Origin of the sequence: Brevundimonas sp. (genome assembly GCF_018608325.1) — a bacterium.
Classification (GTDB): domain Bacteria; phylum Pseudomonadota; class Alphaproteobacteria; order Caulobacterales; family Caulobacteraceae; genus Brevundimonas.
Genome location: NZ_JABAZW010000103.1, coordinates 1,778 through 17,234 on the forward strand (window position 1 = coordinate 1,778; position 15,457 = coordinate 17,234).

At 63.8% G+C, this 15,457-nt stretch carries 10 protein-coding genes, 1 pseudogene and 1 other annotated feature; of the genes and pseudogenes, 4 read left to right on the plus strand and 7 right to left on the minus strand.

What is annotated here, in order from left to right; translation table 11 throughout:
* The 7 genes and pseudogenes from QZ281_RS10505 to QZ281_RS10535 all read right to left on the minus strand — a co-directional run.
* A pseudogene (locus QZ281_RS10505) lies at positions 1 to 590 on the minus strand (acetyl-CoA C-acyltransferase); the annotation flags it as partial.
* A complete protein-coding gene (locus QZ281_RS10510) occupies positions 590 to 1,474 on the minus strand; it encodes an SDR family NAD(P)-dependent oxidoreductase (RefSeq protein ID WP_292228113.1) in 885 nt (294 codons plus the stop codon). The pseudogene QZ281_RS10505 and the gene QZ281_RS10510, both read right to left, overlap by 1 nt.
* A 103-nt stretch (positions 1,475 to 1,577) precedes the next feature.
* The gene (locus QZ281_RS10515; RefSeq protein ID WP_292228115.1) at positions 1,578 to 3,176 is read right to left on the minus strand and encodes an AMP-binding protein; all 1,599 of its coding nucleotides are present in this window, start codon (positions 3,174 to 3,176) and stop codon (positions 1,578 to 1,580) included.
* A gap of 116 nt (positions 3,177 to 3,292) precedes the next feature.
* Positions 3,293 to 4,066 (minus strand): TetR/AcrR family transcriptional regulator, encoded by a 774-nt coding sequence (locus QZ281_RS10520; RefSeq protein ID WP_292228117.1) that lies wholly within the window; start codon positions 4,064 to 4,066, stop codon positions 3,293 to 3,295.
* Between the two features lie 15 nt (positions 4,067 to 4,081).
* The gene (locus QZ281_RS10525) at positions 4,082 to 5,761 is read right to left on the minus strand and encodes a carboxylesterase family protein (protein WP_292228132.1); all 1,680 of its coding nucleotides are present in this window, start codon (positions 5,759 to 5,761) and stop codon (positions 4,082 to 4,084) included.
* Positions 5,761 to 7,107, minus strand: coding sequence for an MFS transporter (locus QZ281_RS10530; RefSeq protein WP_292228120.1), 1,347 nt, complete (start codon positions 7,105 to 7,107; stop codon positions 5,761 to 5,763). The genes QZ281_RS10525 and QZ281_RS10530 overlap by 1 nt, the downstream gene beginning before the upstream one ends.
* Positions 7,108 to 7,110: 3 nt before the next feature.
* Positions 7,111 to 9,399: a TonB-dependent receptor gene (locus QZ281_RS10535; RefSeq protein ID WP_292228123.1), complete on the minus strand. Its 2,289-nt coding sequence runs from the start codon at positions 9,397 to 9,399 to the stop codon at positions 7,111 to 7,113.
* 153 nt (positions 9,400 to 9,552) lie between these two features.
* On the opposite strand from QZ281_RS10535, the gene QZ281_RS10540 reads away from it, so the two are divergent.
* The 4 genes from QZ281_RS10540 to QZ281_RS10555 all read left to right on the plus strand — a co-directional run bounded on the left by QZ281_RS10540 (position 9,553) and on the right by QZ281_RS10555 (position 15,244).
* The gene (locus QZ281_RS10540) at positions 9,553 to 10,320 is read left to right on the plus strand and encodes an SDR family NAD(P)-dependent oxidoreductase (protein ID WP_292228126.1); all 768 of its coding nucleotides are present in this window, start codon (positions 9,553 to 9,555) and stop codon (positions 10,318 to 10,320) included.
* A gap of 67 nt (positions 10,321 to 10,387) precedes the next feature.
* The gene (locus QZ281_RS10545) at positions 10,388 to 12,139 is read left to right on the plus strand and encodes an acyl-CoA dehydrogenase (RefSeq protein ID WP_292228127.1); all 1,752 of its coding nucleotides are present in this window, start codon (positions 10,388 to 10,390) and stop codon (positions 12,137 to 12,139) included.
* Positions 12,140 to 13,082: 943 nt separating this feature from the next.
* Positions 13,083 to 13,133 (plus strand) — a sequence feature (sul1 is cis-regulatory element that is thought to sense ions involved in sulfur or methionine metabolism; They are found in Alphaproteobacteria).
* A 48-nt stretch (positions 13,134 to 13,181) separates the two neighbouring features.
* Positions 13,182 to 14,666 carry a SulP family inorganic anion transporter gene (locus tag QZ281_RS10550; protein WP_003170616.1) on the plus strand — a complete coding sequence of 495 codons (1,485 nt, stop codon included), beginning with the start codon at positions 13,182 to 13,184 and terminating at the stop codon, positions 14,664 to 14,666.
* On the plus strand, positions 14,666 to 15,244 hold the full coding sequence (locus tag QZ281_RS10555) for a hypothetical protein (RefSeq protein WP_003170615.1): 579 nt from the start codon (positions 14,666 to 14,668) through the stop codon (positions 15,242 to 15,244). Before QZ281_RS10550 ends, QZ281_RS10555 begins: the two co-directional genes overlap by 1 nt.
* Positions 15,245 to 15,457 lie beyond the last annotated feature (213 nt).

Below are 15,457 nucleotides of genomic sequence, written 5' to 3' on the forward strand. Positions count from 1 at the left end.
ATCTTCATGCGTGAAGCCATCGGCACGATCTCGTCGACGAACCGGCCTGCGGTCTGGGCCGCCGCCGTCCGCTGCTGGGATTGCAAGGCATAGGCGTCGCAAACCTCGCGCGACACGCCGTAGCGTCGCGCCACAGTCTCGGCGGTCTCCAACATCGACATATAGGCGTCGGGCTGGTGGTGCAGGACCCACGGATCAGGCGTCACCCGCATCTGATCCGTCTGGACCAGAGAAATGGACTCCACCCCGCCTGCGACCGCGATCTGCATGTGATCGACGATGATCTGTTTGGCCGCTGTGGCGATGGTCATCAGACCGGACGAACATTGCCGGTCCAGGGTCATGCCTGCCACCGACACGGGAAAGCCCGCGGCCAGGGCCGCCATCCGGCCGACGGACTGCTGCACGCCCTGCGGCAGCGAGCATCCCAGAAGACAGTCCTCGACCTCGGCAGGATCAACACCGGCGCGCTGGACCGCCGCGTTCAGCACATGGGCGGCCAGGGTCGGCGAGGGCGTGTCGTTGAAGGCGCCGCGATAGGCGCGCCCGATGGGTGTGCGCGCGGTTGAAACGATGACGGCCTGACGCATCATGCCCTCGCCATCACGGGGCCGACAGCGCCAGCCGAGGCCAGTTCCTGTTCCGCCTGCTGGAAGCCATAGGCCGGCACGACTTCGTCCGAACGGTCCGAGGCCCGATCCCACGCTGCGATCAGCCCCTGCCCGGCTTTCTCTGAGCCGATCCGCACACCCTTGGTCAGGGTGATGTTGGCGCGGGCGAAATGGCCACCCCCGGCGCATAGAATGGCGCGCGTTGGTGCGTCTTCCTGCACCAGGGCCAACAGGCCGGGGCTGACCAGACCGGGATCAAGAGCCGTCAGGCTTTCGTCCGACAGGACGCCGTTGGTCATCTGGGTGGCGGCGGTAGGCGCCAGGGCATTGACGCGAATGCCGTATCTTTCGCCCTCGATGGCCAGGGTCTGCATCAGACCGACCAAAGCCAGCTTGGCCGCGCCATAGTTGGCCTGACCAAAATTGCCATACAGACCCGACGACGACGTAGTCATGACGATGCGGCCATAGTTCTGCTGCCGCATGATCTCCCACACCGCCTTGGAGCAGATGGCGGCGCCCATCAGGTGCACGTCCACGACCAGACGGAAGTCATCCATCGTCATCTTGGCGAACGACTTGTCGCGCAGAATCCCGGCGTTGTTCACCAGAATGTCGATCCGCCCCCACTGCGCCCTGGCGGCGTCGACCATGGCCTGAACCGCATCGGCATCCGTGACCGAACCGGCGGCGGCGATCGCCTCTCCGCCGCCCGCAACGATCTCGTCAGCGACGGCGCGCGCCGCAGCCTCGGTCAGGTCATTCACGACCACCCGCGCGCCTTGAGACGCCAGATAGAGCGCGTGCTGACGCCCAAGCCCGCCCCCGGAACCGGTGACTATGGCGACACGGTTCTGCAACATGGATGATCTCCGCTTTGATCTTGAATGGAAAAGAGTTCTCAGCCTCGACCGCACTCTTGAGAGGCGTGTTCGGCGGCTGTCGCCAGAGACGATGCGGCGCCGCTCACCGCGCGCCGTATTCAGCCCTCAGCTTCAACTTGTCGATCTTGCCGGTCGCCGCCAGCGGCATCCGCTCCAGCCGGTGAACCGCGTCAGGAATCCACCAGGACGCAACTCGCCCCTTCAACGGCTCCAGCAGCGCCTCGTCATCGGTGGGTGCGTCCGGCGACAGCTCGACCAGAAGGATGGGGCGCTCGCCCCACTTGTCGTCGACCCGCCCGATGACCGCAGCCAGCGCCACCCCCGGCAAGGCGCCGATCACGGCCTCGATCTCGGCGGGATTGATCCATTCGCCGCCAGACTTGATCAGGTCCTTGGCGCGGCCCGTGATGGTCAACTGCCCCTCGGCGTCGATACGGGCCAGATCGCCGGTGGCGAACCAGCCGTCGGCGTCAGCCGCATCCTCGCTCTGGCCGAAATAGCGCCGAATGACAGCAGCGCCCCGCACCTTCAGATGCCCCTCTACGCCGCGCTGTTCGGGCAGGGCCTGCCCTGCCTCGTCCGTCAGTAACAGATCAACCCCGACCGCCGGACGCCCCGACACCCCGGCGGAACGACGCAGTTCCTGCGGCGACGCCACCGTGCCGGAGGGTGACAGTTCAGTCATGCCCCAGCTGGTCTGGACGATGACGCCCAGCCGTCTTTCGATCCGCTCCATCAGCGCAGGCGCCAGGGGCGCGCCGCCCATGATGATCCGTTCAAGGGACGGCAGTTCAAGTCCCGTGGCCTCGACATGCTCAAGCAGAGCCAGCCAGACCGTGGGCACGCCCACCCCTGCCGTCACACCTTCCGAAACGATCAGCCGGGCCAGGCTGGCGCCGTCCAGCCTGCGCCCTGGCAAGACCAGTCTGGCGCCGACGGCGGCGGCGGCGAAGGGCAGGCCCCAGGCGTTGGCGTGGAACATGGGCACCACCGCCAGCAGCCTGTCACGGCTGGTCACCGCCATGACATCCGCCTGCAGCACCCGCAGCGTGTGCAGGAAGCTGGAGCGATGCGTGTAGGTCACGCCCTTGGGCGCACCGGTCGTACCCGAGGTGAAGCACAGGCCGCACGGCGCCGTCTCGGCGAAGTCGCCCCAGAGCACGTCACTGGGCGCCTCGGCCAACAGCGGCTCCAGCAGGCGAATATCGGCCCGGCATTCGGGCGTGGTCTCCAAGGGTTCGGTCTGGTCCAGCACGAGGATCAGAGACAGTCCGGGCGACAGGGCGGCGATGCGGCTGGCCTGACCGACCAGATCGGGGCTGACGAACAGGATGGCGGCCTCCGACTGGGCCAGCATGTCCGCCAGTTGTTCAGCCGTCAGGCGCGGGTTCAGCGTATGGCACACCGCCCCCATGCCCATGATGGCGAACCAGGCCTCGACATGGCCCTGAGTGTTCCAGGCCAGGGTGGCGACCCGCGCACCCTGTTCGACGCCGTGGCGGCGCAGAAGGCCCGAAATCCGAACACTGCGGGCACGCAAGGGGGCATAGCCGATCCGTGCGGTCGAGCCGTCATCGCGAGCCGTGGTCACCTCTGCCGCCGGCCGCCATTTCGCGGCGTGGTCGAGGAACTTGTCGAGGGTCAGGGGAAAGGACTGAACGTCCCCGTCCTTCATCAGCATTTACTCGGTATCCTTCAGGGCGCGCACAGGCGCCTCAAGCAAAACTCAGCCAGCCCGGATCGGCCGACGCCTCAGACATGAGGCTCGGGCGCAGGCAGACGGCCTCGGCGATGGCTTCAAACTGTCGGTGCAGGTCCGGTCGTGAGAGCCAGAAGATCCAACGCGGCGTCAGGGTTCGTCTTCTGTCGGCAGATGGCCAGGAAGCCCGCCGCCATGAAGCTGGCCATCCGATCCTTCACCGCGCCGAAGTCGTCGGAGTCACACAGGCCGCCAGACAGCCGGTTGATCCGCCCGGTGCGCGCCAGCGTCAGCATCAGCGCCCCGGTGACGAAGTGATAACCCCAGAAGATGTCCTCCTCGGCGCAATCGGGCAGAGCCTTCTTCAGCAGGTCGATCAGTTTCAGGACCACCGGATCGAAGTGGAAGTCCATCAGCTCGGCCCCATAGGGGGTGTTCGACGCCTGTGCGCCCAGGGCGCCGTAGTTCTTCCAGTTCTCGCCGCCCTGACTGTAGAGGTCCAGGTCGGTGTCCAGAAACGCCCGCAACGCCGCCTCGACCGTGGGCCTGCCGCCTTCCGCAGCCGCCTCACAGTCATCCAGCGCCTTCATCCGCAAGGAGACGGTCACATCTGCCCGGCGCGCGATGACGGCGTCGTACAGCTTCTTCTTGTCGGTGAAATAATAGTTCAGCAGCGTGTGATGAACGCCGACCCTTTGGGCGACGTCCTTCAACGTCACCCCATACAGGCCGTGGACGGAGAACAGATACTCGGCGGCGTCGAGGATCTGCTCCATGGTTTCGACGCGCTGCTCGACCTTGCTCTTCGGGCGACGCGGCCGGGCCGTCGCCTTGGATTCGGCGGCAGCTTCCTGGGATTTTTCAGGCGCCATGGCGGTTCTCATCATTCACGGGCAGGAAGGCGATTGCGGCGGCAGGGGCGGCGACAGGACGCCGAAATTCCAGTTCCACGGAATCCCGCCTGCGACCCGGCGACGACAGACCACGGTTTCATGCGTGTCGTACATGCCCGGCATCAGATGATCGCGCACGGTCGGCGCCGCCTCAAAGGCCATATATGCGCGCGCCTGGCCATAGGCCGGCCAGTCGGGCTGCCCCGGCGCGGTCGGCGTGCCGGTGCGAGCGAAGCTGCCCCAATAGGACATCATGGCGTCGCTCAGCCCCCGCTCGGTCGGCGTATCGGGAATGGCGGGCCACAGCGGCGGCGTGCGATCCGTCGTGCCGAAGACATAGGGGATTTCGGCTGCGTGAAAGGCGTGCAGCCCCTTGTCGTCCATGGCCGGATAGCCGTGATCAAAGAGATAGAGGAAGCCCTTTTGGCCCGTACGTTCCTGACGACGCATCAGCCGTTCCGAGGTCCAGCCATAAAGTCCGTCACGCGGCGTCGCCAACAGGCTCTCACTGAGGTCGGATGATGGATACAGACGCAGGAAGGTGTCGGCCAACGGGCCATAGGCGGCCCGGATCGCCGTCTCATAGGCCGTTGCATCCGCTGGCGGCGAAGGCGGCAAGAGGAACCGCAGCGAGCGTATCTCCCCCTGATTGAAGCCGGCCAGCAAGGGCACAGACGCCTGTTGGCCCCGGTCAAAGATTTCGACCAATTGTTCAGGCAGGATCTTGCCGTCGATCGTGCCCCAGGGGGCATAGCCCTTGGCCTGGGCGCTGGTGGTCAGCTCCTGTGCGTCCATCGTGCGCAACTCGGCCAGACTGCGTCGGCCCAACTGATCCTGCAGCCAGACGCCGACCATTTCCGCCGCCGGATCGCCATGGCGGCTTGAGCGCAGCTCAGGCGTCGAGATCATATAGGCGCTCTGGGCGATGGCCTTATGGAACAGGCCGCGCGCCTCTGGCGAGGCCATCAGATACATGACGCTGAGAGCGCCTGCGGATTCACCCGCGATGGTGACATTGTCGGGATCGCCCCCAAAGGCCGCAGCATTGGCCTTGACCCACTTCAAGGCGGCGATCTGGTCCATCAGGCCATAGTTGCCCGAGATGTTGCGGCGCGATTCCGCACTCAGCTCCGGGTGGGCCAGATAGCCCAGGACGCCGAGCCGGTAGTTGATCGACACCACCACCATGCCTTGGGCCGCCGCCATGCGCGCGCCATCATACATGGTCTCGCTGGACGCGCCCGTCGCCAGGGCGCCGCCGTGAATCCAGACAAAGACAGGCGCCGCGGCCGCACCCTGCGGCGACCAGATATTCAGGAACAGGCAGTCCTCGCTCAGCGTGGGCGCTTCGCCTGCATAGATGCTCTCGCCGCGCGCGATGGGCTGGTGACAGGCAGGACCGAACTGGGACGCATCACGCGTCTGGCGCCAGCGCGGCATGTCCACGGGCGGACGCCACCGACGCCAGCCCGTCGGCGCCACCGCATAGGGCAGCCCCTTGAAAACGTTGACGCCGTCAATCGCTTCGCCGCGCACGGCTCCGGCAGGAGCCTGGACGACGGGGCGGTTCGGGGTGGCCGCGCTTGCATTTTGCGCCCCAGCCCAGGCCGGAGATTGGATCACGGCGCATCCCAGGACGGTCAGCCCCGCCAGCAGTCGGACAGCGGTTCTCATCACGATACAGCCTCCTTTTTCGACTGGAGCCGAATCTTCCGGGCCAGTCCGAGGAACATCACAATCGCCAATCCGTAGAAAGGCAGCAGGGAATAAAAAGCCATCTGCAGCGAGTTGTCGGGATGGCTTGAACGGAAGAAGTCGCTGGCCGCGCCAAGGAAGGTCGGACCCAGCCCCAGGCCGATCAGGTTCATGATCAGCAGCAGCAGCGCGCCCGCCAGAACGCGCTGATTGGGACGCACCTCCTCCTGCACCAGGGTCACGGCAGGCGACAGATAGAAGTAGTTCAACGCCATCGGCACCGACAGGAACAGCAGCGCCACCCGCCAATCGGACGCCCAGACAAAACCGGCGAAGAAGGGCGCCGCGATGATCAAGCCGATGGCCGGAAGATAGGCGTATGCGGTCTTGTAACGGCGGCTCAGCCGGTCGATCAGCCAGCCCGAACCGAAGATGCCCAGGCTGACGCTGACACCCAGCAGCAGGGCGTACCACAGGGCGATTTCCTGCAGGGTCATGCCCTTCTCACGCATCAGGAACAGGGTGGCGAAGTTCATCAGGGCGTAGGTGACGAACTGGGTCGCGCCGCTGGCCAGCGCCATGCCCCTCAGCACGGGGTTGGAAAGATACATCCGGCAGGTGGCCATGAAGCCGGGCTGGGGTTCAGGCGCAACGGTGGCAGATGCGGCTTCGCCCGGTTCGACCACCGTTTCCACTGGCGCATCCAGGCCGCCCTTCTTGGGCTCACGCACAAAGACCCACACCACCAGGGCGGTGATCACCCCAATGACGCCAACCCAGATGAAGGCGTCGCGCCACGAATAGGCGGCGGCGATGGAAGCGCCGAACGCCACACCCAATGCCGAACCGATCGGCGGTCCAAGATTGAACAGGCCCAGCGCCGTGCCGCGCGTGCCGGGACGGAAATAGTCGGAGATGATGGCGTAGGATGGCGGCACGCCGCCCGCCTCGCCCACGCCCACCGCCATGCGCGCCGCCGCCAGTTGCGGATAGGACTGCGCAAAACCGCACGCCGCCGTCGCCGCACTCCACAGGGCGCAGGCCAGCGACAACACCCGGACCCGGTTGGTCCGGTCGGCCAGCCAGCCGACCGGAATAGCCAGGATGCAATAGAACATCGCGAAATACAGACCGCTGATCAGCCCCAACTGGCCGTCGGTCACGCCGAGATCGTCCTGGATCGGCTTGGCGAGGATCGACAGCAACTGCCGATCCAGGAAGTTCAGGACATAGACGAAACAGAGAAGAGCCAGGACGAACCAGGCGCGCCCTCCCGGACGCGCATCATGCGCGCCCGGAACGACCGATGAAGGAGCGGCGGCCATCAATCAGAACTCATAGCCGACGCGGACACCCATGGTGCGAGGCCGCTGGCGGCCATAGCGGCCGTCGATGAAGGCCTCAGGGTGGACGTAGTTGATCGACCGGTCGTCAAACAGGTTCTCGACGTAAACGCCGACGGTGAACTGGGTGAAGGCGAAGGCGGCGTTGGCGTTGACGACGGTGTAGCTGTCGGTGTCGTCATAGGTCGGCAACGGCGTCAACGGGCGTCCTGGCGTGTTCGGGAAGGCGTTGGGGAAGCTGCCCACATGGGAAACCGCAACCGAAGCATTGCCCGTCACACCGGCCATGGGCTGCCATTCATAGTTGACCCGCAATGAGCCTGACACCTTCGGCCCGGCCAGGCGCGCCCCCATGACCGCGCCGGAAATCGCAGCTTCCTGCGTCGACAGATCATCGACCTTGGCCTCGTTCCATGAACCGGTCAACGCCACCGTCCAACCCGACGCAGGCAGGGCGACAAGTGACACCTCAAGCCCCTTGCTGGTCGCGCCGCCGATGTTGGTGGCGAACTGGATGGAGTCCGAAACGCGGTTCGCCTGAACCTGAATATCGTTCCAGTCGATCAGATACAGGGCCGCGTCAGCATAGAGTTTGCCGCCGAACCAGCGGCCCTTCACGCCGATCTCATAGTTGATCAGCTTGTCGGACGTGGCGCCCGTGGGGATGGTGATGTCGTTCGGGTCAATCAAGCTGACCGTTCCGGCCTGGGCGTTGATGATCGGCGGCCTGAAGCCGGTGGACACCGCGCCATAGGTCGTGATGGCCGACGTGGGCCGCCAGGACAGGCTGAGGCGATAGGACGGACCGTCCTCCTCCGCCTTCACGCCCGCCGCAGCCGCATAGGGGGCAGTCATGGTGATCGGCGTATTGGCGAAGCCCCAATAGGCCAGCGTCAGATAGTCGGAGTTATAACCGCCTTCCTTGGTGAAGCCCTGCGCGTCGGTCTTTCCGTACCGCAGCCCGCCCGTGACCCACAGATCAGGCGTGAAGCGATAGGTCAGTTGACCGAAGGCCGCGATCTCGTGGCTGACGAAGTAAGAGCCGAAACGCTGGTAATATTCGTCCGGCAGGCCCGACAGTCCCCGCGACGCCAGGAAGGCCGGGTTCGAGCGGTAATTGTAATCTACATCACGACGCTTGCGGAAATAGAAACCGCCAACAGACCAGTCGAACTTGCCGCCCGGATCAGAGACCAGACGCAGTTCCTGAACGAATGTGCTGTCCCAGGCATCCGCATCCAGTGCGAAGGGGAAGGCCTGCCCGTAAGAGCCGGCCAGATCGACAAAGAACAGCCCCTTGTAGTCAGAATAGGTCGACGAACTGGTCAGGCGCGCACCGTCAAACTGATATTCGACCGTCGCATTGTAGTTGGCCATATCGCTGCGGAAGCGATCCGGGCGATCCGTCAGACGGACATATTCACCCAGGTTAGGGTTGGTCAGCGACGAGTCATGCGGGTTGCTGATTTCATGCGAATACATCAACCGCGCCGAAAGCCGGTCGTTCGGCGTCCATTGCAGAATGGCGCGGCCGCCATATTGAACCAGCGTGTTGGCGTTTTCGATCTTGGTCCCGACGTTGTCGACCCAACCGCCCTCATTGCGTGAGAAGCCGACGATGCGCAGCGCCAGTTGGTCTTCAATCAGCGGCAGGTTCACCATGGCGTTATAGCGTTGGCGCAGGCCGCCCTCGCTCATCACGCCCAGATCGACCAGGGCCGAAGCGTCGAAACGCGAGGCGTCAGGGCTATGAGTCAGGATGCGCAGCGCGCCCGCCAGAGAGCCCGACCCGAACAGGGTGCCCTGCGGTCCGCGCAGAAACTCGATGCGCTCCACATCATACAGAGTGGGGTCCAGAATGGTGGAGTTGCCGTTGGATGAGATCGGCAGCTCATCCAGATAGATGGCGACCGTGCTCTGCAGATTGGCCCCATAGCCGTTGGTGGCGATGCCGCGCGCTGTGAAGTTGTTGAAGTTGGCCGAGGCCCGGTTCAGCACAACGCCCGGCGTTGCAGTGGCCAGACCGTCATAGTTGACGATGCCGCGTGCATTCAGCTCTTCCTGCGACAGGCTGGTGATGCTGACAGGCACGTCCTGAAGCCGCTCGGCGCGGCGGGTGGCGGTGACGATCACGTCCTCGACGTGACTGTCCTGACGATCACGGGCTTCCCCATGCGACGCCGTCGAAGATTGATCTTGAGCCCATGCCTGGCCCGACGCCAGAACCGCGGCAGGTGCGAGCAGACACGCGGAAGCGAGCAGTAACGCCTTCATCGATTTTCCTCCCAATGCGCCGATCATGAGTGTCGGCGCTTGACCAGATTGGGCCACGCATTCAGGCCGGAGTCAACATTCGCTCTCACGAGCGTGAATATCTTGATCTCGACAGCGGTTCCGGTGAAGCTTGGCGCCAGGAGGAGACCAACCATGACCCGTCTTTCGCTCGAAAACCGAACCGCCTTCATCACGGGCGCATCCAGCGGCCTGGGCCTGAACTTCGCCCGCATCCTGTCGGCCGCAGGCGCCAGGGTGGCGCTGGCTGCACGGCGAACGGACCGGCTGGAGGCAGAGGTCGCCGCCATCCGCGCGTCCGGGGGGCAGGCGACCGCCATCGCTCTGGATGTGATGGACGCTGAGACCATTGGCGCGGCGATGGATCAGGCGCAGGCCGCACTCGGCCCCCTGTCCATCCTGGTGAACAACGCAGGTGTCAGCGGTGAAGGCGCCGCCCTCTCCCTGCCCGTCGAGCGGCTGGATCAGACCTTCGATGTCAATGTCCGCGCGGTCTATGTCGCGGCGCGTGAAGCCGCCCGACGCATGATCGACAGCGGCGTCGCCGCCAGGGAGGAGGCGAGAATCATCAACATCGCCTCGATCGCCGGCATGACCCAGTTGCCCGGACTGACGGCCTACTGCGCCTCCAAGGCGGCGGTCGTGTCTCTGACCCAAGGCCTGGCTCGCGAATGGGCCAGCCGAAACATCGCCGTCAACGCCATCGCCCCTGGCTATATCGAAACCGAGATGAACGCCGACTGGTTCGCCACCGAACCGGGCCGCAACCAGATCAGCAGCTTCCCCCGCCGACGCCTGATGGACGGCGACGCCCTGGATCAGGCGTTGATGCTGCTGTCCGGCCCGGCCGCCCGCTTCATCACCGGGTCTATCATCACCATTGACGACGGCCAGTCCCTGTAAGCCGACACAAATCGGGGGCACGCTTGCCCCCTTAAACTCCAGCCGCAAACAGACAAGTAGAGCCCCTATGAGCCAGTCCCTGATCGTCCGTCGCGACCTGGATTTCATGCTGCACGACTGGCTGAAGATGGAGACGTTGTTCGACGCCCCCGCCTTCGCCGCGCACAGCCGCGAGAGCATCGACGCCGTGCTGGACCTGTCTGAAGCCCTCGCCGCCGACCTGTTCGTCACCCACTACAAGGCAGCCGATGCGAACGAACCCCGGATCGAGAACGGCCAGGTTATGACATTTCCGGCGATCAAGACTGCGCTCGATCAATACGCAGAGCTTGGGTTGTTCGCTGCTGGCTTCAGCGAAGACCTGGGCGGCCTGGGCCTGCCCTATCTGGCGTGCTCGGCCTCATTCGCCTTCTTCGCAGCCGCCAATATCGCCACCGCCGCCTATCCCATGCTGACCACGGCCAATGCGCGACTGATCGCCACTTTCGCCTCCCCCGCCCAGGTCGAGACCTTCGCTCTGCCCCAGATCGAAGGCCGCTGGTTCGGCACCATGTGTCTTTCGGAACCCCAGGCCGGATCGAACTTGGCCGACGTCCGCACCAAGGCCATCATCGACGGAGAGGACGGCCTTGGCCCCCGCTACCGGCTGTCGGGCAACAAGATGTGGATCTCCGGCGGAGATCAGGACATCAGCGAAAACATCGTCCATCTGGTTCTGGCCAAGATCCCTTCTGACGACGGCTCCCTGCCCGAAGGCACCCACGGTCTGTCGCTGTTCATCGTTCCCAAAATCCTGCCGGATGGCGGGCGCAACGACATCAGCGTGGCCGGCCTCAATCACAAGATGGGCTATCGCGGAACGGCCAATTGCCTGCTGAACTTCGGTGAGAATGAAGGCGCTATCGGCTGGCGCGTCGGCGAACCGGGACGCGGCCTGCAGCAGATGTTCCTGATGATGAACGAGGCGCGCATCGGCGTCGGACTGGGCGCGGCCGCCCTAGGCTATCGCGGCTATCGGCTGGCCCTGACCTATGCCCGCGAACGGCTTCAAGGCCAGCGCCCCGGACGCCCCGGGTCGGTGGCCATCATCGAACACCCCGATGTTCGCCACATGCTGCTGACGCAGAAAGCCTATGCTGAAGGGGCGCTGGCGTTGTGCCTGTATTGCGCCAAACTGGTCGATCAGCACGACGACCCGGATGCAGCCGCCCTGCTCGGCCTGTTGACGCCCATAGCCAAGACATGGCCGTCCGAATACGGCCTGGCCGCCAATGACACCGCCATCCAGATTCACGGCGGCTATGGCTACACCCGCGACTTCGACGTCGAGCAACTCTACCGCGACAACCGACTGAACCCGATTCACGAAGGCACGACCGGCATCCAGGGTCTGGACCTTCTGGGCCGCAAGATTCTGCGTTCAGACGGCGCAGGCCTCGCTGTGCTGGAACAACGCCTCAAAGCCACCTGCCATCTTGCGCGTGATGCTGCGGACCTGGCTGAGGCCGCCGAAGCCCTTGCCGATGCGTGGATTCACGTCGCACGAACCATCGATGTCATTCAGGCCCTTCCCGAAGAGACACGCCTGAACAACGCCACCGCCTTCCTGCGCGGCTTCGGCCACGTGGTCACCGCCTGGCTCTGGCTCGACCAGGCGCAAGCCGCCACAGTCGCTGAGCCGAGCCCGTTCCACACAGCCAAGATCACCGCATGCCGGTTCTTCTTCGAATTCGAACTGCCCAAGATCGACCACTGGCTCACAACGGCGACCTCTACGAGCGGCATAGGCAACACCGCCATCGACGATGACAGCTTCTAACCACCTGCACCACCTAGCCAGCCGTGGGGAAGCTGGCCATTCTCACGCCTCAACCGGGTCATGGCCGCCGCCCGACCCCGCTCGTGCAGCCCGACCTCGCAGGCCACCGACCCGACTCTTCCTGTAAGCTTTTGATTTATAGTCAAATTCTTGATGGCAGCATCGGTAAGCACGGTAAAATCCCTCACGCTGGAGCGAGCTGAAATCGGGCGCTTGTGGTCCGATATTTCCTTTATAGTTCCGTATCTTGGTTGAGAAAAATACCGTCAGCAGGACGGTATGAGCCCAAAGCCGCGCTGGCAACGGCGTGCGATACCGTCAAAAGGGTCGGCATCACAAAAAGCGAGACCCTCCGAAAGGCTTCGAAGGGTCTCGTCAGAATTCACTTTTACGTCAGTGACTTATCTGAGCTTTCGGAAGCGATACCGAAAGCTCCGAGAGGCCTGAATCATTCCCACTCGATGGTCCGATTTCTCAGAAGGCGCTGATTTATCAGCGCCTTTTTAGTACTCTTAGACTCGTGCCGTCAGTACTACCGTCGCGGAAGTGCGACTTATGAAAACAAAGAAGAATTTTCCCGAGATAAAATTTGAGTGATGTCGCTGTCTATCGACAGACGCACGACAATACCGGTTCTCCCAGGCGCAGCCCTCGTGACTTTAGCGCCGCTGCCAATCACGACGAATGCATGCCGACTCGTCGGCAATCCTATCGAGACGATACCGTCATCTCAACGTTCGGCCAACATCGTCAATGCACGAGAACCGGCCATTCACTGACCGCCGGAAACACGACCTTCAGAGAATAAGCCGAGAGCTGCTTTTCAGCTTTAAGCCAAGGCCAACTCCACTCGCGGCGGAGATCACCAGGTTTTAAGCCGGCGCAGCCGAAGCACAGAGCCGGTTGCCTTCCACAACGATTTGATGCATCTGCACAGTCGTCATCAGGACCCGGCTACGGGTGGCTACCCCGGGCGCCGATCCCTCGGGAAACGAGAACGAAGCATCGCCACGCGCGAGCCGTTCAACCGACAGACTGATAAATGACCCTCATAGCTTCGGCGCGCCAGCAATGGCTCGCCAACCCACGCCGCGATCTACTCGCGGGCACCGTCGTCGCCCTGGCGCTTATTCCAGAAGCGATCGCCTTCTCCATCATCGCCGGCGTCGATCCCGCCGTTGGCCTCTACGCCAGCTTCGTAATCGCCGTAACCATCGCCTTCGTCGGCGGACGGCCCGCCATGGTTTCTGCGGCCACAGGGGCAATGGCGCTCCTGATGGTGACACTGGTTCGGGACCACGGCCTGGAATACCTCTTCGCCGCCTCGCTGCTGTGCGGCGTATTTCAGATCGTCGTCGGCCTGTTCAAACTCGGGCGCTACATCAAGTTCGTATCGCGCAGCGTCATGACCGGCTTCGTCAACTCGCTGGCGATCCTGATCTTCCTGGCCCAGATGCCCGAACTGATCGGGGCCAACTGGCAGACCTTCGCGCTTGTCGGCGCTGCCCTGGTGATCATTTATGGCCTGCCGCGCCTGACCAACGTCGTGCCTTCGCCCCTGGTCGCCATCGTGCTGTTGAGCGGGTTCGTCATCTGGACCGGGCTCGACGTCCGCACCGTGGGCGACATGGGCCAGATGCCATCGACCCTGCCGATATTCCATATCCCCTCCGTCCCCCTGACCTGGGATACGCTGATGATCATCGCACCAATCTCAGCCACTCTGGCCTTCGTCGGGCTACTGGAAAGCCTTCTGACCGCCAATCTCCTCGACGACATTACCGACACGCCGTCGGACAAAGACCGCGAGACGCGGGGCCAGGGCATCGCCAACATCGCCTCGTCCCTGTTCGGCGGCATGGCGGGCTGCGCCATGATCGGCCAGTCGATCATCAACGTCACCTCGGGCGGGCGTGGCCGGCTGTCGACCCTGTGGGCCGGTCTGTTCTTGCTGTTCCTGATCCTGGTGCTGCGCGACTGGGTGGCCCAGATCCCGATGGCGGCCCTGGTCGCCGTGATGATCATGGTTTCGGTCGGCACGTTCGACTGGGGTTCGGTGCTGAAACTGCGATCGACCCCTGCTCAGTCGTCTGTCGTCATGATCGCGACGACGGCGACCGTCGTTGCGACCCATGACCTTTCGAAAGGCGTGGTCTTGGGCGTCATCCTCTCCGCTGTCTTCTTCATGAGGAAGGTCGGCAAGACCGTCGTCGTCCAAGAGATCGAGACCGAACAGGACGGGGTGCTGCGCTACCGGGTCACCGGCCAACTCTTCTTCGCCTCGGCTGACTTTTTCGCGGCCGGATTCGAACACCACGGACATCCGAGCCGGGTCGAGATCGACATGACCGACGCGCACCTTTGGGACCTGACCGGTGTCGCGGCGGTCGACAAGGTCGTGTTCCGCTATCGCCTCCAAGGGGCGCATGTCGAGGTTATCGGCATGAACGAGGCGGGGCGGACGTTGATCGACCGCGTCGGCAAGCACGACAAGAACCATCTTCCTTCCGGTGCGGCGGCCCACTGATGACGGAGATCAGCGAAACCTCGACAAGACGATTTCAAGCCCTGATCGCGACAGTTTCCGAGGTGGCGAAGACCGTTCGGGCTGACAGCCGCGTTGCACTGGCCGATCGCAGCAGTCCCACCGTCGTCCACCGGCTGGACCTCGACACTGGAACCTTAAGCGGGGGAGAAGCGACCTACGACGTGGTCATTCTGGACAGCGAATCGTCACGCCGCCTGTCGACGGCTGAGGTTGCTGATCTCTTGCAGCGTCTGAGCGCTGAGGGGGTGATCGCCATACGCCTCCGACCTTCGCTCACGCGGGCCCTGCGAAAGCTCTTTCGGCGCCGCAGGGACGATGTCGGTCAAGACCCGTTCCTTCGCGGCCTGCCTCGATCTGGCGCGGCCCTCCTGGCGTCTCGGCTGTATGTTCGGGAGCTGAAGGTCCGTGACCACCACAAGCAGGTCGAGAGCTGGGTGATCGGGAGCCCTGCGCCGCTCGGTGACACCCGTTATCGAGATCAGATCGGCAGGGTCGCCACGGATTATCTGAGAGCCGTCGGCCCCATCATTGCCGGGGCGCACATTCCAAACATCTGACACCGACTTCCGCTTCCCAAGCAAAGAGACGATTGGTCAGCCCGGTTGTTCATGGACCTCCCAAGAGCGTCGTCGACCTCACCGGTCGGACCATGCTTGCATCATGCGTCAGTGGCAGCCTCGCTGGAGCCAAAGACCCTTGAGGAACCCTCGCCGAACTGACGTGCCCCTGAGAATTTCCTCCACGCGGAGCTAGAGTCCGGCCCTTGAAAG